Annotated in this window: 17 protein-coding genes; 12 read left to right on the plus strand and 5 right to left on the minus strand. The window is 73.1% G+C overall.

Features of this window, described 5'->3' with window-relative positions:
* The first annotated feature begins 77 nt into the window (after window positions 1–77).
* From ACVCAG_RS29000 to ACVCAG_RS29015, 4 genes are read left to right on the plus strand one after another with little or no spacing between them, the layout of a single operon-like run.
* On the plus strand, window positions 78–1,760 hold the full coding sequence (locus ACVCAG_RS29000; protein ID WP_447190635.1) for an ABC transporter substrate-binding protein: 1,683 nt from the start codon (window positions 78–80) through the stop codon (window positions 1,758–1,760).
* Complete coding sequence (locus ACVCAG_RS29005; RefSeq protein WP_440086613.1) at window positions 1,757–2,692, plus strand: ABC transporter permease subunit; 936 nt, start codon at window positions 1,757–1,759, stop codon at window positions 2,690–2,692. The genes ACVCAG_RS29000 and ACVCAG_RS29005 overlap by 4 nt, the downstream gene beginning before the upstream one ends.
* The gene (locus ACVCAG_RS29010; protein WP_447190636.1) at window positions 2,685–4,598 is read left to right on the plus strand and encodes a dipeptide/oligopeptide/nickel ABC transporter permease/ATP-binding protein; all 1,914 of its coding nucleotides are present in this window, start codon (window positions 2,685–2,687) and stop codon (window positions 4,596–4,598) included. The genes ACVCAG_RS29005 and ACVCAG_RS29010 overlap by 8 nt, the downstream gene beginning before the upstream one ends.
* On the plus strand, window positions 4,588–5,574 hold the full coding sequence (locus ACVCAG_RS29015) for an oligopeptide/dipeptide ABC transporter ATP-binding protein (protein WP_440086615.1): 987 nt from the start codon (window positions 4,588–4,590) through the stop codon (window positions 5,572–5,574). Before ACVCAG_RS29010 ends, ACVCAG_RS29015 begins: the two co-directional genes overlap by 11 nt.
* 240 nt (window positions 5,575–5,814) lie before the next feature.
* On the opposite strand, the gene ACVCAG_RS29020 is transcribed toward ACVCAG_RS29015, so the two are convergent.
* Window positions 5,815–6,582, minus strand: a complete 768-nt coding sequence (locus ACVCAG_RS29020) for a peptidoglycan-binding protein (protein WP_440086616.1) — start codon at window positions 6,580–6,582, stop codon at window positions 5,815–5,817.
* A 227-nt stretch (window positions 6,583–6,809) separates the two neighbouring features.
* Between ACVCAG_RS29020 and ACVCAG_RS29025 the strand changes: the two genes are divergently transcribed.
* Entirely contained in the window at window positions 6,810–8,270 is a 1,461-nt protein-coding gene (locus ACVCAG_RS29025) for a protein kinase domain-containing protein (RefSeq protein ID WP_440086617.1), read from the plus strand.
* Here the strand turns inward: ACVCAG_RS29025 and ACVCAG_RS29030 are convergent.
* Complete coding sequence (locus ACVCAG_RS29030) at window positions 8,236–9,201, minus strand: EamA family transporter (RefSeq protein ID WP_440086618.1); 966 nt, start codon at window positions 9,199–9,201, stop codon at window positions 8,236–8,238. The genes ACVCAG_RS29025 and ACVCAG_RS29030 overlap by 35 nt on opposite strands.
* Window positions 9,202–9,271: 70 nt before the next feature.
* Between ACVCAG_RS29030 and ACVCAG_RS29035 the strand changes: the two genes are divergently transcribed.
* Window positions 9,272–10,189 (plus strand): LysR family transcriptional regulator, encoded by a 918-nt coding sequence (locus tag ACVCAG_RS29035; protein ID WP_447190637.1) that lies wholly within the window; start codon window positions 9,272–9,274, stop codon window positions 10,187–10,189.
* A gap of 84 nt (window positions 10,190–10,273) precedes the next feature.
* Here the strand turns inward: ACVCAG_RS29035 and ACVCAG_RS29040 are convergent, their stop codons facing one another.
* Window positions 10,274–11,236: an HTH domain-containing protein gene (locus ACVCAG_RS29040; protein WP_440086620.1), complete on the minus strand. Its 963-nt coding sequence runs from the start codon at window positions 11,234–11,236 to the stop codon at window positions 10,274–10,276.
* 98 nt (window positions 11,237–11,334) lie between these two features.
* On the opposite strand from ACVCAG_RS29040, the gene ACVCAG_RS29045 reads away from it, so the two are divergent.
* From ACVCAG_RS29045 to ACVCAG_RS29060, 4 genes are all read left to right on the plus strand, one after another.
* Window positions 11,335–11,955, plus strand: coding sequence for a TIGR03086 family metal-binding protein (locus tag ACVCAG_RS29045; RefSeq protein ID WP_440086621.1), 621 nt, complete (start codon window positions 11,335–11,337; stop codon window positions 11,953–11,955).
* A 108-nt stretch (window positions 11,956–12,063) separates the two neighbouring features.
* A complete protein-coding gene (locus ACVCAG_RS29050) occupies window positions 12,064–13,197 on the plus strand; it encodes a DUF5925 domain-containing protein (protein WP_440086622.1) in 1,134 nt (377 codons plus the stop codon).
* Window positions 13,198–13,305: 108 nt separating this feature from the next.
* A complete protein-coding gene (locus tag ACVCAG_RS29055) occupies window positions 13,306–13,749 on the plus strand; it encodes a DUF1622 domain-containing protein (protein WP_440086623.1) in 444 nt (147 codons plus the stop codon).
* Window positions 13,742–14,053: a hypothetical protein gene (locus ACVCAG_RS29060; RefSeq protein WP_440086624.1), complete on the plus strand. Its 312-nt coding sequence runs from the start codon at window positions 13,742–13,744 to the stop codon at window positions 14,051–14,053. The genes ACVCAG_RS29055 and ACVCAG_RS29060 overlap by 8 nt, the downstream gene beginning before the upstream one ends.
* On the opposite strand, the gene ACVCAG_RS29065 is transcribed toward ACVCAG_RS29060, so the two are convergent.
* Entirely contained in the window at window positions 14,035–16,809 is a 2,775-nt protein-coding gene (locus ACVCAG_RS29065; RefSeq protein ID WP_447190638.1) for a hypothetical protein, read from the minus strand. The two genes, ACVCAG_RS29060 and ACVCAG_RS29065, sit on opposite strands and share 19 nt — an antisense overlap.
* The gene (locus tag ACVCAG_RS29070; protein ID WP_440086627.1) at window positions 16,806–18,173 is read right to left on the minus strand and encodes an SWIM zinc finger family protein; all 1,368 of its coding nucleotides are present in this window, start codon (window positions 18,171–18,173) and stop codon (window positions 16,806–16,808) included. Before ACVCAG_RS29070 ends, ACVCAG_RS29065 begins: the two co-directional genes overlap by 4 nt.
* Before the next feature lie 1,120 nt (window positions 18,174–19,293).
* Between ACVCAG_RS29070 and ACVCAG_RS29075 the strand changes: the two genes are divergently transcribed.
* On the plus strand, window positions 19,294–19,677 hold the full coding sequence (locus tag ACVCAG_RS29075) for an Lsr2 dimerization domain-containing protein (protein WP_440086628.1): 384 nt from the start codon (window positions 19,294–19,296) through the stop codon (window positions 19,675–19,677).
* A 146-nt stretch (window positions 19,678–19,823) separates the two neighbouring features.
* Window positions 19,824–21,137: a M20/M25/M40 family metallo-hydrolase gene (locus ACVCAG_RS29080; protein ID WP_440086629.1), complete on the plus strand. Its 1,314-nt coding sequence runs from the start codon at window positions 19,824–19,826 to the stop codon at window positions 21,135–21,137.
* Window positions 21,138–21,198: the final 61 nt, after the last annotated feature.

Genomic DNA, 21,198 nt, shown 5'->3' on the forward strand with positions numbered 1-21,198 from the left:
AAGGCCTTGTGCGATTTTTCACCGATAGTACTATCGGTGAAATTGCTCTCGGGGGGCTCTACCGGGAGGAGACGTACGTGAAGCGTCTGACGGTTTCCACGGCGTTGCTCGCCTCGCTGGCGCTGGGGCCGGCCCTGGCGCTGGCCGGGTGCAGCGGCGAGCGGCCCGTCGCGCCCTCCGACGGTGCAGCCGGTGCAGCCGGAGCCGCCGGGACCTCTGGCGGGGCGGGCGGGGCGACCGGGGCCTCGCCGGTGCGCGGCGGGCGTCTGGTCTACGGTCTCGGCGCCGACGCGGCGGGCTTCAACCCCGTGACCGACCAGTTCGCGGCCGTGAGCTACAGCATGGCCGGGACGATCATCGAGACCCTGGTGGGGGTGACCGCCACCGGCGAGTGGAGACCCGTGCTGGCCGAGTCGCTCACCCCCAGCAGGAACGCCGACGAGTGGACGATCAAGGTGCGCCCGGGGATCACCTTCTCCACCGGCGAACCTCTGGACGGCAAGACGGTCAAGGCCAATCTGGAGGCGCAGAAGGCGTCCCCGCTGACCAGCGCGGCGTTCACGCCCGTCGGCTCCTTCGAGCTGGTCGACCCCATGACGGTGAAGGTGAAGCTGACGGGCCCCTGGGTGGCCTTCCCCTACCACCTCGCCGCGCAGATCGGGATGGTGGTCCCCGCGTCCTCCCTGGCCGACCCCGAGGCGGCCAGCCGCAGGCCGGTGGGGACCGGGCCGTTCGTGTTCAAGGAGTACACGCCGGGCAGCCGCATGGTCGTCACCAGGAATCCCACCTACTGGCGCAAGGGGCTGCCCTACCTCGACGAGATCGAGTTCCGCGTCCTGCCCGACACCCAGACTCGGGCGCAGACCCTGGAGGCGGGCGGGATCGACGCGATGGGCACCACCCGCGACGACGACATCCTCAAGTTCGGCGCCCTCAAGGACGCGTACACGGTCAGGCGGGCCTCGGGCATGTCGGTGCCCGAGTACATGTTCATGCTGAACACCGCCGCGCCGCCCTTCGACGACCTGCGCCTGCGCCGGGCGCTGGCCCACGCCACCGACCGGGCGGCGGTCATCTCCACGCTGCGCGGCGGGCTGACCAAGGAGGCCGACGGCCCCTGGTCGAAGGACTCCGGGTGGTACGCCCCCGGGGGCGACTACCCCGCCTACGACCTGGACAGGGCGAAGGCGCTGATCGGCGAGGTCGAGGCGGAGAAGGGACAGATCTCCTTCGAGGTGATCACACCGCCCGACCCCAACACCATGCAGGGCATAGAGCTGGCCCAGGACATGTGGCGCAAGGCCGGGGTGGAGGTGCGGATCAGGCAGGTCGACCAGGCGGACCTGGTGAACCGGGCCGTGACCGGCGACTTCCAGGCCACCGTGTGGACGCAGTTCTCCGCCTCCGACCCCGACGGCGAGTACGTCTGGATGCACCAGAACCACGCCGGGCCCGTCGGGAGCATCTCCCTGAACTTCAGCCGCCTCAAGGACCTCCGGCTCAGCCAGGCCCTCGACACCGGCAGGAGCAACCCCCAGGACGACGTCCGCAAGCAGGCCTACGCCACGGTCCAGCAGCGATTGCGCGAGCTCGTCCCCTACGTCTTCGTCGACCACCTCGACACCGGGGCGGTGATCGCGAAGACCAAGGTCGGCGGCATCGGTGAGCACCTCCTGCCCGACGGCGACAAGGGCGTGCCGCTGACCGGCGCCCCCATCCCCTACCACCCGTTCTCGCAGGTCTGGGTCGGCCACCCGTGATCTGGGCCCGGCCGGCCCGGCTGGTGCTGGTACTGCTCGTCGTCACCTTCCTGTCGTACGCGCTGCTCGACCTGCTGCCGGGCGACCCGACCACGCAGATCCTGGGCCTGTCGGCGAGCGAGGAGGCGCGGGAGCGGCTCCGGGCGGAGCTGAGCCTCGACGAGCCGCTGATGGTCCGCTACCTGGACTGGCTCGGCGGCCTGGTCACCGGCGACATGGGGACCTCCGCCATCACGAGCGTCCCGGTCGCCGAGGCCCTCGCCGAGCGGCTGCCCGTCACCCTGGAGCTGCTGGTGGCCGCGCAGCTGATCGCGCTCGGGCTCGCCGTGCCCGTCGGGGTCGCGGCGGCCCGCCGGGCGGGCCGGACGCTCGACCAGGCGCTCACCGCGCTGAGCTTCGGCCTGCTGTCGACCCCGGTGTTCGTCCTGGGCGTGGTGCTGATCCTGGTGTTCGCCGTCGAACTCCGGGTGCTTCCCGCGACCGGCTGGACCCCGATCTCGCTCGACCTGGGCTGGAACCTCACCTCGGTGCTGCTGCCCGCCGTCACCCTGGGCTGCGGGCAGATGGCCGTCTACGCGCGGCTGCTGCGGACCGACCTCATCGCCACCCTCCAGGAGGACTACATCACCCTGGCCCGCGCGCGGGGCCTGTCGCCCCGGCGCATCCTGTGGCGGCACGCGCTGCGGCCGTCCGCGATCTCCCTGGTCACCGCCGTCGGGCTCAACCTCGGCGCGCTCATCGGCGGAACGGTGATCATCGAGACGCTCTTCGGGCTGCCCGGCGTCGGGCGGCTCATCGTCGAGTCCATCTTCTCCCGCGACTACCTGACAGTGCAGGGGGGCGTCGTGCTGATCTCCATCGGCTACGTGCTGGTCAACGTCGCGGTCGACCTGGTCTACGTGGCCGTCGACCCCAGGATCCGGCGTGCCTAGGCGGCTGGGCCGGGGATTCTGGATCTCGGCGGCCTGGATCGCCCTGGTGCTCGCCGCGGCCCTCGCCGCCGACGTGCTGCCGCTGCCGCGCTACGACGCGACCCTGGCCGGGCCGCCCCAGGCGGGGCCGAGTCCCGCGCACCCGTTCGGCACCGACGGCCTGGGCCGCGACGTGCTCAGCAGGGTCGTGTACGGCGCGCGGGTCTCGCTCGGCGTCGGCGTCGGCGCGGTGCTGCTCGGCCTGCTGGTCGGCGCGCCGCTCGGCATCGTCGCCGGATACCGGGGGCGGGCGACGGACGCCGTGATCATGGCGGTCAACGACATCGCGCTCGCCTTCCCCGCGCTGGTGTTCGCGCTGGCCGTGGTCGCCTTCGCCGGGGCGAGCCTGACCAACGTGCTGATCGTGCTGGGCGTGCTGGGGGTGCCCGCCTGGACCAGGCTGATCCGCGGCGCCACCCTGTCGTTCTCCGGGCGGGAGTTCGTGCTCGCGGCCCGCGCCCTGGGCGCGCGGGACCGGCGGATCCTGCTGCGGGAGATCACCCCCAACGTGGCCGTGCCGGCCGCCTCCTACGCCTTCATCGGCATGGCGATCGCCGTGGTGGCCGAGGGCAGCCTCGCCTTCCTCGGGCTGTCGGTCCAGGCGCCCACCCCGACCTGGGGAGGGCTGATCAACGAGGGCCGCGCGGTGATGGACGGCGCCCCGCACGTCGTGCTCGCCCCCTCGCTCGTCATGTTCCTGACCGTGCTGTCGTTCAACGTCGTCGGCGACCGGCTCAGGGCGCTGACCGACGTACGGCAGAGCGGCCTGGAGCCCGCGCGCCGCGGCGGCGCGATCGCGGAGGGCCCGCCCGCCACCGAGAACGCCGCGGACACCGCCGGAGGAGAGGGGGCGCTGCTGCGGGTCCGCGACCTGCGCACGCACTTCGTGACCGGGCGGGGCGTCGTGCGGGCGGTCGACGGCGTCTCCTTCACCCTGGAGCGCGGCCGCACGCTCGCCGTGGTGGGCGAGTCGGGCTCCGGCAAGACCATGCTGATCCGCTCGGTGCTGGGCCTGCTGCCCGGCGCGGGCGTGCTGCGCGGCGGGCAGGTGCGCCTGGAGGGCCGCGACCTCACCGCCCTGTCCCCGAAGGAGCTGCGCGGGGTGCTCGGCACCCGGCTGGCGGCCGTCTTCCAGGATCCGATGACGGCGCTGAACCCGGTCAGGACCGTGGGCACCCAGGTGACGGAGCCGCTCAGGGTGCACCTGGGCCTGAACCGGAGGCGGGCGCGGGCGGCGGCCGTCGAGTTGCTCGCCTCGGTCGGCATCCCCGAGCCCGCGCGGGCGCTGCGCCGCTACCCGCACCAGCTCTCCGGCGGCATGCGGCAGCGGGTGACGATCGCGATGGCGCTGTCCTGCGGCCCCGACGTGTTGTTCGCCGACGAGCCGACCACCGCGCTCGACGTCACCGTCCAGGACCAGGTGCTGCGGCTCGTTCACCGGCAGCGCGAGGAACGCGACATGGCCATGGTGCTGGTCAGCCACGACCTGGCCGTGGTGGCGCGGTGGGCGGACGAGGTCGTCGTCATGTACGCGGGCAGGGTGGTCGAGCGCGGGCCCGCCGAGGCGCTGTTCGAGCGCACCCGCATGCCGTACACCGAGGCCCTGCTGCGGGCGGTGCCCCGGCTCACCGACCCCGCCCACCACCCGCTCCACCTCATCCCCGGCCGTCCGCCCGACCTGGCGGCCCTGCCTTCGGGGTGCGCGTTCCACCCCCGGTGCCCGTACGCGCGGGAGCGGTGCGCGGCCGAGGCGCCCCCGCTGGCCGAGGCGGAGACCCCGGGCCACATGTACGCCTGCTGGTATCCGGAGCGGGTGGGCCGGCAGGACACCGACGGGATCGAAAGGGTGGACACCCGTGGCAGGTAGCGGAAGCGCCCATCTCCGTCCCCCCGAGCAGGTGCTGCTCCGCGTCGAGGACCTCGTCGTGGAGTTCCCCGCGGGGCGCGGGCGGCGCGTGCACGCGGTCTCCGGGGTGAGTTTCGACGTGGCCAGGGGAGAGACGCTCGGCATCGTGGGCGAGTCCGGCTGCGGGAAGTCCACCGCCGCGCGGGCGCTGATGCAGCTGCCCGCGCCCCTCGGCGGATCGGTCCGGCTGGACGGCGTGGAGCTCACCGGCCTGCGGGGCGAGACGCTGCGCAGGACCCGCAGGCGACTTCAAATGATCTTCCAGGATCCGATCTCGTCGCTCAACCCCCGGCGGCGGGTCCGCGACATCGTCGCGGAGGGGCCGCGCGTCTGGGGGACGGGGCGGGACAGGATCGACGAGATGCTGGAGGCGGTGGGGCTCGACCCGGCCACCGCCGCGACCCGGCGCCCGCACGAGTTCTCCGGCGGGCAGTGCCAGCGGATCTCCATCGCGCGGGCGCTGGTGCTCGACCCCGAGGTGGTGATCTGCGACGAGCCGGTCTCCGCGCTCGACGTGTCGGTGCAGGCCCAGATCCTGAGCCTGCTGGAGGACCTCAAGAGGCGCTACCGGCTGACGCTGGTGTTCATCGCCCACGACCTGGCCGTGGTCAAGAACGTCAGCGACCGCGTCCTGGTGATGTACCTCGGCAAGACCTGCGAGCTGGCCTCGGGCGACACCCTGGTCGGGCGACCCGCCCACCCCTACACGCGGGCGCTGCTCGCCTCCGTCCCGCGCGGCGGCCTGGATCTCCCCCCTGCCGACCGGCTCATCAGCGGGGAGCCCCCGTCCCCGGTCACACCGCCCAGCGGGTGCCGCTTCAGGACCCGCTGCCCGGCGGCGACGCCGAGGTGCGCCGCCGAGGAGCCGGTCATGCGGCGGATCGGCCCCGACCAGTGGGTGGCCTGCCACCACCCGCAGGGGGTGGCGGCCGGCTAGAGGCGTCCCCGGTGGCGGGCCGGTCACCGCCCGCGAGGGCCACGGTCGGCTGACGGGCCTGCCGGAAGGCGTCCGGGGCGGAGGTCGGCTGACGGGCCTGCCGGAAGGCGTCCCGGACGGAGGTCGGCTGACGGGCCTGCCGGAAGGCGTCCCGGACGGAGGTCGGCTGACGGGCCTGCCGGAAGGCGTCCCGGACGGAGGTCGGCTGACGGGCCTGCCGGAAGGCGTCCCGGACGGAGGTCAGCTGACGGGCTCCTGCCAGGCGGCGTCCCAGGTGGCGCGGTCGACGGCGCCGGTGACGGGCAGGTCCTTCTCCTTCTGGAACCTCCTGCAGACCTCGCTGGAACCGGGGCCGTACAGGCCGTCGACGTCGATCGCCCAGCCCCGGTCGCGCATCTGCCGCTGCCAGGTGCGGACGTCCTCTCCCTTCATGACCGGCGGCTGCTTCAGGACGCGGCCGGGGAAGGAGGGGTGCGGCTCCGGCGGGTCGGGAGCCCCGCCGGGACGGGGGGCGCCGCGCTTGACCCAGGCGTACAGGGGCTCGCCGGGGCAGCTGGTCGAGTAGCCGTCGCGGTGCCCCTTGATCTCCTTGCCCGCCCCGCCCTTGTCCCTGAGGTATTCGATGGCGTCCAGGATGCCGTGCAGGACGTTGTCGGTCGGTTTGGTGAAACCGGAGGAGCCGACCAGGCCGAGCACCGCGTAGTGGTCGCTGTTGAGCCCGGCGCCGTTGGCGGCCGGAACGTGGTGCGCGCCGCGCCCCTCGAAGACCTTGCGGTGCGGGCAGACCAGCATCGAGTAGCCCACGTCTATCCAGCCGTTGCCGTCCATGTGGTGGTTCTGGATGGACTTCACCAGCGCGACGCACTTGGCGTGGTCGTTCACGATGTCCGGGCTGACCTGGCCACCCGTGTAATGGACCTTCACTCCCCTGGTGGAGGTGAGCCTGCTGTAGGAACCACGCGGCTGGCGGGCGCCCCACTCACGGCGAGTAACGAGATCGATGGCCACGAAACGTCTCCACTGTCTGAGTGATATTGCCCTACCGGAGCGTAATGGTTGACACGACACCATATGAGGTCGTTAAACCAACTGAGTCCCTTGGCACGGTATGGCGGGGAAGCGCTCCTGATGATCGTCGGGCAGCGGAACAGCCGTCCCCCTAACCCCTGCCGGACGCCCTAAACCGTTCGTCCATGACACCTCTCATCACAGACAAGACGGATAGCCTTGCCTCCATGGTCGCGACCCCCCTCATCCCTGGCGATCCGGACCGGCTCGGCGCGTTCCGGCTGGCCGGCAGGCTCGGTGAGGGCGGCCAGGGCGTCGTCTACCTCGCGCACGCGCCCAGCGGCGAGCGGGTGGCGGTGAAGGTGCTGTTCCGCGGCGACACCGCGTCGCGGGCACGGCTCGCCCGCGAGCTGTCCGCCCTGGAGAGCGTCGCGCCCTTCTGCACGGCGCGCGTGCTGACCGCCTCCGTGGACGGTCCCCTCCCGTACGTGGTCAGCGAGTTCGTCGACGGCCCCTCGCTGGAGGAGAGGATCCGCGAGCGGGGCCCGCTGCGGGGCGGCGAGCTGGAGCGCCTGGTGGTCGGTACGGCGACCGCGCTGGCGGCCATCCACGCCGCCGGGGTGGTGCACCGCGATTTCAAGCCCGCCAACGTGCTGCTCGGCCCCGACGGCCCCCGGGTCGTCGACTTCGGCATCGCCAGGGCGGAGAGCGCGGCCACGACCGCCTCCGGCCTCATCGGCACCCCGGCCTACCTGTCCCCCGAGCAGATCAACGGGGCTCCCGCCTCGCCGGCCTCCGACGTGTTCGGCTGGGCGGCCACCATGCTCTGCGCGGCGAGCGGCAGGTCCCCCTTCGGGGCCGACACCGTGCCGGCCGTGCTGAACCGGATCGTCAACCACCACCCGGACCTGTCGGCCCTGCCCCCCGCGTTCGCGGGGCTGATCGCCTCCTGCCTGGACAAGGATCCCGCGCGCCGCCCGACGGCCCGCGCGCTGATGGTCGGCCTCGTCGACCCGGGCGCGGCCGGCCCCGCCGCCGGGTCCATCGAGAATCTGGCCAGGATCGGCAGCCGGATCGCCGCCCCCCCGGGACGGTCGGCGCTCACCACCCAGGAATCCCGTCGCGGCTCCCGGGGGATCGTCGTCGGCGCGGTCCTCGTCACGGTGTCCCTGCTGGTCGCCGCGGGCATCGCCGCCTGGTTCGTTCTGAACGCCCCGGAGACCGTCGCCGGGGACACCGACCGGGCGAGGCCGTCCCCCTCGGCACCCTCGTCCTCCTCGTCCCCGTCCGGGAGCGACGTACCGTCCACTCCGAAACCCTCCGGCACGAAGGGGTCGGCCTCGCCGGGGAGCGGCAGGAAGGTCCCCGCCTCCTTCGCCGGAACGTGGGCCGGCGACGGCGTCACCTCCACCAACCCGTTCTCCCCGGAGAAGAAACGGATCGAGGTCACGCTCAGGGAGGGCGACGACGGGGCCGAGTGGGCGGAGCCGGTCAACGGCTGCGAGGGACGGATCGCCCTGACCAAGGTCACCGCCGACGAGCTGACCTTCACCCTCGGCTCCGGCACCGGATGCGTCCCCGGCACCGTCTGGCTCAAGCGCAGGGGCGACGCCCTGACCTACACCTGGAAGGACGTCCCCGGCCCCGGACTGGTCACGGAGACCGGCGACCTGACCAGGAACCGATGACGCCCTGGCCGGTCATGATGCCGAGGACGACGATCACCGCCCCCGCGGGCTGGTTCCACGTCAGCGTCTCGCCCAGGACGACCACCCCGAGGACGACGCCCACCAGCGGGGTCAGGTAGGTCACCGTCGAGGCGGTCGCCGCCCCCCATCGGGCGATGACCGAGGTGTTCCACACGTAGGCGAGACCCGTGCCGAAGACGCCCAGGGCGGCCATGCTCGCCACGACGGGGAGGTCCAGGCGTACCGGACCGGTGGCCAGCAGCGGGCTCAGCGCGAGCATGACCAGGGCGGCCACACTGACCTGGGCGGCGGCGATGGTGGGCGCGTCGTGGCCGTACGCCAGGACGAAGCGCCGCGTGTAGGCGAAGGAGAGCCCGTAGCAGAACGTCGCCCCCAGGCAGGCGGCCTGCGCCCACCAGGGACCGGTCTCCACGCCCAGGTTCCACGGGGCCAGCACGACGACGACCCCGGCGGCGCCGAGCAGCAGGCCGAGCACCCCTGCCGCGCCGAGGCGCTCCTGCCGGAGCGCGGCCAGGGTCACGAGCATCGTCATCAGGGGCGTCGTCGCGTTGTAGATGCTGGAGAGTCCCGAGGGGATGTACTGCCCGGCCCAGGCGAACAGCAGGAACGGCACCACGCACAGCATCAGGGCGATCACTCCCATGTGCGCCCAGAACACCGGCCGTCTCGGCCATCTCCTGCGGGTGACCAGCATGATCACGTTGAGGGCGAGCGCCCCCAGCGCGAGGCGTCCCAGCACCGTCTGGGCGGGCGAGAGACCGGTGAGGGCCACCTTGATGAACAGGAAGCTGGCCCCCCACGTCAGGGCCAGGGCGAGATACGCGGCGAGGACGGACCGGCCCGCGGAGGACGGCGCGGCGCCGGTCATCGGCGGGAACGGGGGTGTGGAGACGCTTCCTTCACGGGTCACGGAAGCAGTCTCGCCACCGCCCGGACCATGCGTCCAATGAGTTGCCCGCCGGATGTGATGAGATGTCCTCATGGGTGCGACGGTCGCGCAACTCCGGGTCTTCACCGCCGTGATCGCGAACGGCGGCTTCGGCGTGGCCGCCGAGGAGCTGGGCATGTCCCAGTCGGCGGTCTCCCACGCGCTCGCCGCCCTGGAGCGCGCCCTCGGCGCCCCGCTGGTGCTGCGGCACGGGAGCGTGCGCCCCACCGCGCTGGGCGCGGCGATCCTGCCGCACGCCCAGGCCGCGCTCGCCTCGGTCACCGCCATCGACGAGGTCGTCTCCTCGCACCTGGGACAGCACGCGGGGACCGTCCGGGTCGCCGCTCCGCCCACGGTCTGCTGCGGACTGCTGCCCCAGCTCATGCGGACGTGGCGGGCGGAGCTTCCCGGCGTCGAGGTGCAGGTCTTCGAGGGCGACGACGACGAGCTGTCCCCCTGGCTGGAGACCGGGGTCGTCGACGCCGCGATCCTCGTCGACCCGGCGCCCCCGCCGCCGGCGCACGTGGTGGTGGGCCGCGACTCCTTCCACGCGGTGGTCCGCGCCGACCATCCGCTCGCCGGTCAGGAACACATCACGATGGCCGAGCTGGTGGAGGATCCGCTGCTGGTCTCCAAGGGGGGCTGCGAGCCCCAGACCCGCGCCCTGTGCTCCATGGCGGGCGTCCCCTACATGCCCGCCCAGCACGTGCGCGAGCTCGGCACGCTCATCGGCATGATCGCCGCGGGCATCGGCGTCTCGACGGTTCCCGACCTCGGCCGCGGCCTGCTGCCTCCCGGGCTCGTCATGGTCCCGCTGAAGCCGTCCCTGGAACGCGCTCTCGTCCTCACCGGCCCGCTGACCCGGCCGCCGAGCCCGCTGGTCGACGCCCTCCTCCGCGCCGCCCCCGAGGTCCCCGCGCCGGCCCCGCTTCCCCGACCCCGGTTCGCGCTGGAGCCGGTTGACGCCTGACCGCGGGCGGTCCCGCCGCGCTCGCCGTCGCGGCGGGACTCCTGCCCGCCTCGACCGGAAGATCGGCGGGCAGGCCGGCCTGGCCTACCCGTCGAGGGCCTCGGTGTAGCGGCGGGCGAGGGTACGGATGTGGGCGACCAGTTCGGGCGGGCCGTCGACGCGGAAGTCCATCATCAGCATGCTGAGGTAGATGGCGATGGTCTCCAGGGCGTCGGCGCCGGTGACGAGGACGCTGGTGTGGGAGTCGACGGCCTCGACGACGCCGACGGCGGGGTTGATGCGGGCGATCACGGTCTCGGCGGGGGCGAGGACGGTGACGCGAGCCTGCACCTTCCAGCCGGTCTGCGCGACTTCGCGCAGGACGAAGGCGACCAGGTCGTCGTCGGGCAGGGAACGGGGCGCGAAGCGGCGGGACGCGGACCGGACGCCGGTCAGGCCGGCGACGGGCAGCGCCCGCCAGGCGTGCGCGCCGAGGTCGTAGGCGACCAGGAACCAGCGGCGGCGCCAGCTGATCAGGCGGTAGGGCTCCACCTCGGTCTCGGTGCCGGCGCGGGTCGCCAGCAGGGTCGCGCCGTCGCGGATCGCGCCCGCGACGACGGTGAGGGTCTCGGCGGGCACCGGGGCGTCCGGCTCGCGGGAGCCGACCGTGGCGGGCCCGACCGCGGTGGCCGACCGCAGGGCGGTCACCTTGCGCTGCAGGCGTTTCGGGAGGATCTGCTGGAGCTTGGCGAGCGCCCGGGTGAGGCTGGCGTCGATGTCGGTGATCCCGGTGGAGCCGTCCTCGGCCAGGCCGACGGCCAGCGCCACGGCCACCGCCTCGTCGTCGTCGAGCAGCAGCGGGGGCATCTCCGCGCCCTGTCCGAGCCGGTATCCGCCCACCGCGCCGCGCGCGGCGTGCACCGGATAGCCGAGTTCGCGCAGGCGCCGGATGTCCTGCCGCAGGGTGCGGTCGGTGACGCCGAGGCGCTCGGCGAGCTCGCGGCCGGTGTGGGACCGGTCCTGCAGCAGGGACAGCAGGCGCAGCACTCGAGTCGTCGTCGGAGCCATCGATTTCTTCTCACCCAGAATGATTATTAGGAACGAAATTAGCCTAATAGACCCATAGATTGGTGTCACAGGCAAGGAAGAGATCGAAGGGCGAAATCATGAACACCATCACCACCGACACCGTCACCTCCCTGCGGCCGGTCTGGCGTGAGGTGCTGGCCGTCTCTTACCTGGCGCTGGAGAACAGCGTCGCGGGTGTGCGGGACGACCAGTGGGACAACGCCACCCCGTGCTCGGAGTGGACGGTCACCCAGGTGATCCAGCACGCCGCAGGCGACCAGCTCGCCTACGCGAAGATGCTCGGCATCGGAAACGGCCCGGCCTACGACCCCTTCTCGCCTTCCGGTGCCGTCGACGGCACCGCGGCGGAGCTGGTGAAGGACGCCGTCGAGCAGACCGCCGCGGCGTGGGCGACGGTCGCCGATGACACCGAGACCGTTCCGACGCCGCTGCCGCACGGTGACCTGCCCACTCCGGTCGCCGCGGTGATGTGCGCGCTCGACGCCGCCGTGCACGCATGGGACGTCGCGATCGCCACGGGCCGGCCGTCCCCGCTCGACGACGAGCTCGCCGGCCACCTTCTCTCCGCGGCGCGGGGAATCGTCGAGCCGTTGCGTCAGTGGGGCGCCTACGCGCCGGTGGTCGAGGCCGCCGGCGGTCCGTCCTCCACCCCGGTCGTCGACGACCTGCTCCGCTACCTCGGCCGCACCCCGCGTTGACGATCGACGTCCACGAGGTCCCACCGAACGTGTCCACGAGCGATCCCCCGATGAGTCACGGTCTAAAACCCTTCGACCGGCGGGCGCCTCGCGAGGATCATTGGCGCCATGTCCGTACTCAAGGAGGTCGACTTCCAGCCGGAGCCGCGCCCGGTGGAGCTGCCGATGAAGATCTGGCTCGACGACGGCGACGCGGCGGTGGACGTGATCGACGCCCTCGCGCTGTCGCCGTTCGCCACCGGGGCCCAGCCCTGGTCGCGCACCGCGAGCCTGGAGCGGGTCCGTCCCGACGCCTCCCTCGCCCCCGCCTCCGGGACGCTCGTCCGGGCGGCCTCGGAGAAGGACGGCCGCGACTCGCGGCTGCTGTGCGGGGAGGGCTGGACGCTGCGCGTGGTCCGCTACCGCAACCGCGCCGCCACGGTCAGCGTGACCGCGGTCGACGAGGGGCTGGCCCGCTCGGTGATCGAGGAGGTCACCAGGGACGCCGAGGAGCCCGTCCCCGAGAGCGACCACGTGGAGATGGGCTTCTGGTGGCAGAGCCCCCGGGGCAGCCGCCGCTCGAAGAAGCCGATCACCGCCTCCCCCTGGGCGGAGATCTCCGGCAACTACGCCAGGTCGGTCAGCGAGCCGCTGTCGCGACTGATGTCCGTCACCCCCTCCGAGGCGCACGGCCGGCTGATCCTGCTGCACGGCCCGCCGGGCACCGGCAAGACGACGCTGCTGCGCACGCTCGCCCACGAGTGGCGGTCGTGGTGCCAGGTCGACTGCGTGCTGGATCCGGAGCTGCTGTTCCAGTCCCCCGGCTACCTCATGGAGGTCGCGGTCGGCTCCGACGAGCATGACCACGATCACGACGGCGACGGAGGCGGTGACCGGTGGCGGCTCCTGGTGCTGGAGGACTGTGACGAGCTGATCAGGGCCGGTGCCAAGGAGGCCACCGGGCAGGGCCTGTCGCGGCTGCTCAACCTGACCGACGGGCTCCTCGGCCAGGGCCGTGACGTCCTGGTCGCCATCACCACCAACGAGGACCTGGCCCACCTCCACCCCGCCGTCACCCGCCCCGGCCGCTGCCTCGCCCAGATCGAGGTCGGCGCCTTCCCCTACGACGAGGCCGCCCGCTGGCTCGGCACCGCCGAGGGGCTCTCCCCCTCCGGCGCGACCCTCGCCGAGCTCTTCGCCCGCCGCGAAGGCGTCCTCGACCGCACCACGGCCGCCCCGGAGAACACCGGTCTCTACCTCTGACCCCCGCCGCCGGGCGACCCCCGAGCGGCCCGTGGGGAGCTCCGACCGCCGCGGACGGGGCGGCGACCGCGGCCGCATGGTCGGGGAGCCACCGGGTAACAGCAGCGCATGCTCGATCTCCTACCGGAGGAGACCCTCCGGCAGCTCGTCAACCTGCTGGTCCGCCTCGTCGAGGCGGCCGGGGCGGCCGTCATCTTCGTCGGTGCCGCGATCGCGTTCGTGCGGTTCGTGCTGGTGGCCGTACGGCGGCACGACGACGGGTTCATCACCGTGCGGCTGTTCCTGGGACGCTTCCTCGCCCTCGGCCTGGAGTTCCAGCTGGCCAGCGACGTGCTGCGTACGGCCATCGCGCCGAGTTTCACGCAGATCGGGCAGCTCGCGGCGATCGCGGCCATCCGCACCGCGCTGAACTTCTTCCTGAACAGGGAGATCGAGCGGGAGGGGCGCACGGTGAACGACGCGCGCGGGCGCGGCTCGCTGGACGCCCCGGGCGGGCACGGCTCGCCGGACGACTCCGGCGGGCGCGTCCCGCCCGGTGCCGGGAATGGCTGACCTCGTCCGGATGCTCGTCCCCCTGATCGTCGTCATGGGGCTGGCCGCCGCGCTCGCCGTGCTGCTCTCCGGCGGCGGTCCCGGCGGCGCGCTCGCGGTGCTGCTCGACTTCCTCCTCGCGGCCGGGCTCCTGCGCCTCTCCCAGGCCCAGACCTGGGCGGCGATCATCACGGCGGCGCTCACGGCGCTGGTCCGCAAGCTCGCCGTCGCCGGGTTCTCCGCGCACCCGGCGGGACGGCGTCCGCCCGGACGCCGTCCCGCCGCCCCCGGCCCGAACGGGCGGGATCAGGGCCGTACGAGATAGTCGTGCAGGCGGCGGCACTGGCGGCCGAAGTCCGACGAGCGGCGCGACGGCGGGACGAGCCCGGCGATCTCCCCGCGCGCGCCGGCCCACCGGGCCACCTCGGCGCCCAGGGCGACGAGATCGATCGCGCCCGAGCGCGGCCGTTTCCCCGGCCCCGGCAGAACGTGCGGCAGCGCCGCCCGGATCACCTCCCAGACCTCCCGGTGGGCGCCCTGCGCGGCCGCCTGTCCGAGTCCGGCCACCGCGTGCGGCAGCTTCACCCAGGTCTGTCCCGTGAGCAGGGCGAGTTGCCTGCCGAGCGCGTCCGCCGGCAGGTCTCCCCGCGCCGCCATCCGCAGCACCAGCCGCACACCGTGGACCGGGTCTGCCTGGACCAGGAAGAAGGCGAGCAGCAGCGCGGTGGGCTCGCCGACCGGCCCGTCGCAGGCGGCGAGCGCCTCGGCGTGCCCTGCGTGGACCCCGGGCCGGTCCCAGGAGTGGAGCAGGTGCGGGAGACAGCGGGCGGCGACCACGTCGCGGTGCGAGGGCAGGACGGCGGGCCACCACGTCATGTACCGGCCGTGCTCCCCCCAGCGGCGATGCCGCACCTCACCGAGCAGCTCGTCGACGAGGGGCAGGCCGGTCGGATCGGTCCGCACCCGGGGGACCGGGCTCAGGTGGGCGCCCGGCGGCGGTTCGCGCTCGTCGGTGTGGTACGAGTTCTCGTTCTCGACGAACGTCCAGCGGACGCGCGTCTCCGGCTCGACCGGCCCCTCCGCCAGCCAGCGCGCCGCCCGGCGCCCGGCCTCGGAGGTCAGCCGTCCGGCCCGGGCGACCACCTCGGGATCGGCGGTTCCCGGCAACCGCAGCAGCGCCTGCTGGAAGTCGGCGGGCAGCGGTTCGGCCCCGGCGGCCTCGACCGTCTCCAGGCGGGTGAGGAACGCGGCGGGGTCGAGGTGGCCGGTGGCACCGGTCGGGGTCGCGAGCAGGACCGGCGGCAGCGTGCCCGCCTTGAGCGCGGCGAGCACCTCCGCGCACCGCCGGAGCACGAACCGGTGCGGCGCGGAGACGTCGTGCTCGAGGGGGAGCCGGTCGGGCCTGATCTCCTCGGGAGCGCGATACCAGGCCGATCCGCCGTCCTCGTCGCCCCTAGTGAGGAGACGCATGACGTAGTAACGGGCCCCGGTGAGGAGATCGCCGAAGGACATCCCCCCGTCGTCGCCCCCCGAACCGGTCATGACGTTCCCGGAGATCCACGTCTCCCTGGCCTCCGGGACCCTGCGGGCCTCCGGTCCGGGATCGGCGCCCGGGGAGACGAGCTCCGCGGCGATCGCGGTGAACCAGTCGTGGGGCGCGTACCAGTCCTTGCACCGGTAGAGGTCGCGGATCTCGTGGGCGCTGCCGGTGAGCGCGGCGCGCAGCGCCTCGCGGTCCTCGGCCGCGAACCGGACGAAGCCCGCGAGCCACCGCTCGGCCTCCTGCCAGTCGCGGGACCGGTCCGCGCGGGCCAGCTCGGCGACCGTGTCCGGCGGGCCGGGGAAGGCCCCCGCGGGATCGGGCGGGGTGAGCGGCGGAGGGGTGAGGACCTCCGGCTCCCGCTCAGGCTCCGCCTCTCCGCCGACCGCCCCGGCCAGGAGCCGCCCCAGGTCCGGCGGGAGCGCGCCCAGTGCCGCGCGCAGCGTCTCCGCGCCGAGCGGGGTGAGGTGCGCCGCGTGCTTGACCGCGAGACGCGCGGCACGCTCCTGCACGGCGTACGCCTCGTGGCCGAACGCGGACGCGAGAGCCGCGGCCAGCTCGTCGGCCCGTTCCGGCGACCGCCGCAGGGTCTGGTCGAGCCAGGTCAGTCCGGCACGCACCAGGCCGACCTCGGCGCGAAACAGCAGGCTCTCCAGCGCCTCCGTCACGTCGGCCGGGTCGAGGCGGCCGAGGCGGCGCAGGTGCCTGAGCGCCAGTTCCGCGACCGGTCCCGGCGCGGCCGGCAGCAGGCGCAGGTAGTCGCGGGCGCGGGCCTCCACCTCCGCGGGCGCGGGTTCGAGCAGCTCGTGGAGGCGGACGAAGAACCGCAGGTCGATGGCGTCCCCTCCGCGCAGGAACCGGCTGACGCAGCCGTGCACGAGCATCTCGCGGCTCACCCTCCCCTCGCCGCTCAGCGCGGCCAGCGCGCCGAGCCAGGACCCGGCGCGCGGCGGGTCGCTCCGCTCCTCGCGCAGGGCGCGGCCCACGCCCTGCGCCTCGAAGATCCTCGGCAGCAGGACGTCGAGGAGCGGGTCCTGGCGGAGCCCGCCCGCGCTGGGCGGCGTGGCGAGCCAGCCCAGCACGAGCGGGTCGTGCTCGGGCGAGGTCACGCCGGTACCGCGGAGCAGGGCCAGCACCAGCGGCAGTCCCGGCGAGGTCGCGGTGCGGATCCGCAGGACGAGCCGGGAGATCAGATCGGCCCGCCACCCGGGTTCCCGCGCGGAGATCACCTTGATGAGGGCGTCGGTGTCGCCCGGCCTCTCCCACTCGAAGATCGTGAACTCACGCCGGTTCAGCCAGGTGGCCACGGCCGCGGCGCCGCCGAGCGAGCCCGCCCCCGCCACCCGCAGGTGCTCTCCCCGTCCGCCCCGTCTCCTCCACGGCTCGAAGACCCTCGCCTCGCGACGCTCCGGCCTGAGATACCCGGGCAGTTCCCTGGCGACCTCCCTGCGCTCCGCGTCGTCGAGCTCCACCATCCGGGCCGCGAGCTCGTCGAGGCCGGCGTTCTCGATGAGCTCGCGGACCTCGTCCCAGACCGTCATCGGGCGTCCTCCCGGGTGAGGGGGGCCGGTGCCGCCGGGGAGGTGTCCCGGGTGCCGGCGGCCATCCGGGCGGCGAGCACGTGCTTGCAGGGACCGCGCGAGCCCCGGTGGTCGTACCACCACGGGCAGGTGCACGACCCCTCCGCCGTCCGCACCAGGCGGACGCCGCCGTCGGTGGTCACCTCGGCCGAATCGGGGCCGGTCAGCCGGACGGCGCCGGAGGCGACCAGGGCGCGGGCGGAGCCGAGCCTGGGGTTCAGCGCCGCGACGTGGTCGCGGTCGTAGGGCAGCTCGCGGTGGAAGTGCGCGGCCTCGAAGAGGTCGTAGCCGACCCGGCCCGCCGTGCCGAGCTGGGTGAGCGAGGCCCGGACCCGCTCCGGCGCGAGCCCGGAGCGCTCGGCGAGCAGGCCGAGCTCCAGGGTGGGCTCGAAGTCGAGCAGGATGCCGACCAGGTCGGCGTCGCCGGCCACCACGTCCGAGGAGAGGTCGTCCAGGACGGCCCCCTCCCCGGAGAAACCGCGCCAGGCCTGCGGGGACAGGACCAGCGTGTAGCGCATGCCCGGCAGTTCCAGCTCCCAGGCGCTGGACCCCGAGCCGTCCGCCGGTCCGTACACGCGCAGCGCCTTGGCGAAGCGCAGCGACGGCATCATCGTCGCCAGCCTGCCGACCCCGGCCAGATGGACCCCGCCCGGTACGGCCCGCTCCGAGAGCCGCAGCTCCCTGCCCGCGGGGACCGCCCACACCTCGGCCGCCGCCCGCTTCGGCAGGCCGCGCAGGAACCTGACGGCCTGCGGCCCGGCGAGCTCGGCGCGCAGGTCGAACCCGGAGGCGATCACCTGGACCTCCGCGAAACCGCGCAGCCACCGGTCGGGCAGCGGCACCTTCTTCTCCACGACCGCGCCGTCCAGGGTGGTCACGGTGAGCTCGTCGGGACCGACCCCGACGTGCAGCGGGTCACGGCCGCCGACCCTGGCCAGCGCCTCGCGCAGCGGGTTGTTGACGTCCACGTTGGTGGTGCCCCGGTCGAAGACCTCACCGTCGAGGGCGGGGCCCAGCACGTCCAGCCGGGCGTAGACGCCGCCGCAGGCGGAGAACGACTCGAACCTGAGGCGGTCGCCGCCGCAGGTCACGACCGGATCGCGGGTGAATCCGGGCTGCGGCCGGTGGTAGCGGGCCAGCGCCACGTCGGCGACCGCGAGCAGGCCGGTCGCGGCGGGCGCGGCCTGGGTGAGCAACCCGCTGAAGAACCGGGGATGGTCGAGGAAGCCCGTCGTGGTCCGGCCTCCGGACGTCGACAGTCCCAGATGTCCGTCGGAGAGCGTGGAGGGGCCGGCGTAGGAGTAGGCCTGCACTGCACTTGTCATGGGCCGGACGGTAGAGATCACGACCGACAAATCCGGCCACGACCGCAAGGCCGGCGTACGAACCACCGGTTTCGAAGGCTTCGAAGGCTTCGAGGGCCGGGGAGCGGAGGCGCGGGGGCGCGGGGGCGCCGGATCCGGTCAATGCCCCTATCCGATCCCCCGCCGGCTCGCGAACAATTCGGGGAACGCCGGTTGATTGATCCGGACGGACGATGGAACGGGCCAATGACCGCCAAGGACCAAACGACGCCCGCCGTCCCCCTCCCCCACAATGCGAGACGTCCGGAATCATACGGTCCGCAAGGCGAGTCTTGCCTTACCTCAGAGTGTCTGGACCGCACCTCAATGTGATCGGTCGCGTGCCGCCGGGCGCCTTCGAAGACACCCGGCGCCGGACGCCGGCAAACCCGTGGACCGGCGGCACGCATTCCGGACGCGGAGAAGTCATTTGTCCTCCAGAATCCCGGAACGCGTTCGGTTACGGACATCCGGCGTGCGTGAATTGTCCGCGGAGCGCCCGGGACGGCGTGCGCGGAGCTTCTCCTCCCCGCCTCCCCGCACCCGGCCCGTCCCCCCTTCCCCTCCTGCTACCTCGACCTCGACAGGTGTCGTGAGCAGCGAAAACGGAACGGAGGACACGCCCGGCGGCCGAGAGGGGCAAGGGCGGGAGGTCGCCGCGCCGCCCGCGACGGCGTCCGGGAAACGAACGGCAGTGGAACGACGGACCGGAGTCGCCCCAAGTGGCGGAAGTCGATTTTTTTCCGGGCGGCGAGGCCGGAAACCACCCGGAGGTCATGAAACTCCAAAGCGCCCAGATGCCCCCTTCCGGAAAACCCGCCGAGGGTATCCGACAGATCTCGGCATACAAGGCGCCTAGGAGCCCCGGCGCCGCCGTCGTTTTTAATCCCCCGCGAGCGGGAAGCATTTCCCAATGACGTGGAGACGTCGGAGTTCGGCCTTGAGTAATTAACCTGAAGGGTGGATCTCCGGTGGCAGGGGTTTCCTGAGCGCAGCGGTGAAAGGAGGGACTAGAGTTTTGAGCACGGGGAAGAGACGCGGGAACCATCGTCGGTCGGGTTCACGACCGCACGCTCCGGCGCCAAGATTAAGGAGTCGCACAATGGCACGTCAGCAAGTCGTCACGTTCACCGACGACATCACCGGCAAGAAGGCGGACGAGACCGTCTCGTTCGGCTTGGACGGCACCGCCTACGAGATCGATCTGAGCTCGAAGAACGCCACGAAACTTCGTGAGGCCCTCAAGCCGTTCCAGTCCGCCGCCCGCAAGGCGAACACCTCTCTGAGCCGCAAGGGCAGGGCGAAGGGCTCCGGCGGCAACCGCGAGCGGAGCGCCGAGATCCGGGCGTGGGCGAAGTCCCACGGGATCGAGGTGAGTGAGCGCGGGCGCATCGGGGGGAAGGTCGCCGAGGCGTTCGCCGCCGGCGACCCCAGCGTGGCCAAGGGATCGACCAAGAAGACTCCGCAGACCGCGCTCAGCGAGTGAGGCAAGCTCCCGGACCCTGGAGGGGTAGCGGCGTCGCAGCCGGCCGGGAGTGCTCGACACGACGACCCGAGGTGCTATTTCCAACCCGGAGGGGTATGCACCTTTGATCCAGATTGTGGGTTCTTGTCTCCGGGGGCGTTTCGTCGATGAGCAGCGAGGTCGCGCAGATCTGCTCGGACCTGATCAGGTTCGACACCACCAACCCCGGCCCCGGCGAGCGTCCGGCGGCCGAGCACGTCGCCACCCTGCTGTCCGACGCCGGGATCGAGCCGGTGGTGTTCGAGTCGGCCAGCCGCAGGACCAGCGTGGTCGCCAGGATCCCCGGCGACTCACCCGAGGCCCTGCTGATCCACGGCCACCTCGACGTGGTCCCCGCCCGGCCCTCCGACTGGCGGATCCACCCGTTCTCCGGCGAGGTCTCCGGCGGATGCGTCTGGGGCCGGGGCGCGGTCGACATGAAGGGCACCCTCGCCATGACGCTCGCCCTGGTCCGCGACTGGGCCCGGCGCGGGGTGCGGCCGGACCGTGACGTCGTGCTGGCCTTCCTCGCCGACGAGGAGGCCACCGGCGAGTACGGCGCGCGCCACGCGGTGCGCCACCATCGCGAGCTGTTCGACGGCTGCACCGACGCGATCAGCGAGTCCGGGGGCTACAGCGTCGAGGCTCCGGGCGCGCGGATCTACCCGGTCGCGGTGGGCGAGCGCGGCACCGCCTGGATGCGGCTCACCGCGACCGGCGTCGCGGGCCACGGCTCCCGCCCGCCGGTGGACAACGCGGTGGCCGAGCTCTGCCACGCCATGTCCAGGATCGCCTCCCACCCCTGGCCGGTGCGGCTGACACCCGGGGTGGCGGCACTGATCGAGGAGCTGTCGGACATCCTCGGCGAGCGCGTCGACCTCGACCGGCTGGAGGAGGAGGCGAGACGGCTCGGCCGGATCGGCGACCTGTTCGGCGCGCAGATCCGCAACTCGGCGAACCCGACGATGCTCCAGGCGGGCTACAAGGTCAACGTGGTCCCCGGCACCGCCGAGGGCCACGTGGACGGGCGGTTCCTGCCGGGATACCGGGAGGAGTTCCTGGAGACGATCGACCGCCTGCTCGGCCCCCGGGTGACCCGGGAGTTCGTCAACATCGAGGACGCCCCCTCGGCCCCGATGGACTCGCCGTTCTTCGACCGGCTCGGCGCCGCCCTGGTGGCCGAGGATCCGGCGGCGCGGCCGGTGCCGTACGTGATGTCGGGCGGCACGGACGCCAAGTCCTTCGCGGGGCTCGGCATCAGGGGCTACGGCTTCGCCCCGCTGATGCTCACCCCCGACCTCGACTACTTCGGCATGTTCCACGGCGTGGACGAGCGCGTCCCCGTCGAGGGCCTGGAGTTCGGCGTCCGCGTCCTGAACCGTCTCCTCACCTCCCGAGGTTCCCGAGACTCCGCGGCGCCGGCGCCGGTACCGGTCCCCTGAGGACCTGAGAAGCCCTGGGGTTCCCGGCCCTGAGGCCCTGGGAGGCCCTGGGCGGCGCGCG

It is taken from the genome of Streptosporangium sp. G12 (assembly GCF_052983175.1).